The 1,625-nt window shown below is 32.3% G+C and carries 1 protein-coding gene; it reads right to left on the minus strand.

The genetic code is table 11. The features are described from left to right. On the minus strand, window positions 1-1,625 hold a 1,625-nt coding region (locus MMG82_RS21265), incomplete at both ends, for a histidine kinase dimerization/phospho-acceptor domain-containing protein (protein WP_277622273.1).

Raw genomic sequence — 1,625 nt, forward strand, 5'->3', positions numbered from 1 at the left:
TAAGGGTCTGTTTTTATATATTTAATATTTGATAGATTAATGTCTAACTGAGTGGTTAAATTTTTCGAATGTGCTAAAACAGTTAATGCATCACTTAAGCTGTTTAAAAGCGGTTCAATAGCAACCGATTGCTCAGCTATAGACATTTTTCCTTCATCAATTTTAGCCGCGTCTAAAATGTCATTAATTATACTTTGAAGGTGAGATGTATTTTGTTCAATTTTGCAAAGAGCAGTATGTACTTCACCATGGGTAATGGGTAAAATTTGTTCAGTGAAACCTTTAATTATCGTTATTGGAGTACGAATTTCATGGCTCATATTAGCAAGGAATCTAGTTTTAATTGCCGCTAGATGATTTGCTTTATCGCGCTCTTCTTCTAATTCTCTTGTTCGTTTTTCAACTCTTTCTTCTAACTCTTCATTAAGAAGTCTTACCTCATTCATTGATGATATTGTTGCGTTGTGAGCACCAGTTACTCGTCGTTGCATATTTATAAAGCTATGCGCTAAAGTGTCAATTTCAAGCGCCGATTGAGTCAGATTCAATGCTTTGCTATTTAAGGTTTTGCCATCCCATTGTTGAGTGTAATCTACCAATTGCTCTAATGCCTGTGTGTAGTTTTTTACAAATCTTTTTGATAATCTAACAGATGTTTCTAATATTATAGTGATTAAGGCTAGTGCAAGAAAAAAATAAATTGAAAGTTTTATGAAGAGATCGTTCGTGTCAATGAAAAAATATAACTCCCAACCAGTTAAACCTATTTTTTCATTGATGATAAAGTGATGCGCATCTTTGCTAAATGTAATAGGATTAAGTGGGTTGAATATACTTTTTCTTAGAAATGTATCTTTCATCGGCTCGCTATCTTTAGGTCGAGTCCAGACACTGCCGATATCACCACTTACATTGTTTCCCCATACTTTTCTTCCTGATTTATCTATGAGTATACGATGTGAAATACTATCAATATGTTTATCAAATAATGTCAGTAATGAATTAAGTTTTATTGCTAATTGTAGTACACCATCAAATTTATTTTCTCTTATTATAGGTGTGCTTACAGCAAATAATTGATCATCTCCGAGTGATCTTCCTTTGAAGGTATCACTTATAAAAGACGTTTTTGTTTGTTTTACCAAATAAAAATAGGGACGGTCTGCAACGCTCAAGTTGCCGATGTTGTTTGTGTTTGCATCAACTTTGTAGAAATCTCTAACAATACCATTATTATCTGTTACAAGTGAAGATATAAATTCTGGAGATTGTTCCACAAGAAGTTTTAAAGTGTTTTTGGTAACTTGTTTTTCTGTTGTATTAACAATAGTTTCAATCTTTACGATGTAATCTTTTAGTTTTAACTCAATATTGTCCTTAAGAGAGTTAATTTCATTTTGATAATGAACCATTTGTTTCACAAGTTCTAAACTCGTCAGTCCATTGAGACCAAGTGTAATCAGTAATGTTGCAGGGATTGCTGTGTATAATCCGACTCTAAAAGATAGTTGATGTTGCAATGACTGTTTTCTTAATTGCTCATTATTAACATATAATGCAAGGAGTAAACGTGCAGCTTTTACACTCCAAATAAATAATGCCGTTGATAAAGAGCAATATATAAT

Source organism: Shewanella sp. MM_2022_3 (genome assembly GCF_022557375.1).
Lineage (GTDB): Bacteria > Pseudomonadota > Gammaproteobacteria > Enterobacterales > Shewanellaceae > Shewanella > Shewanella xiamenensis.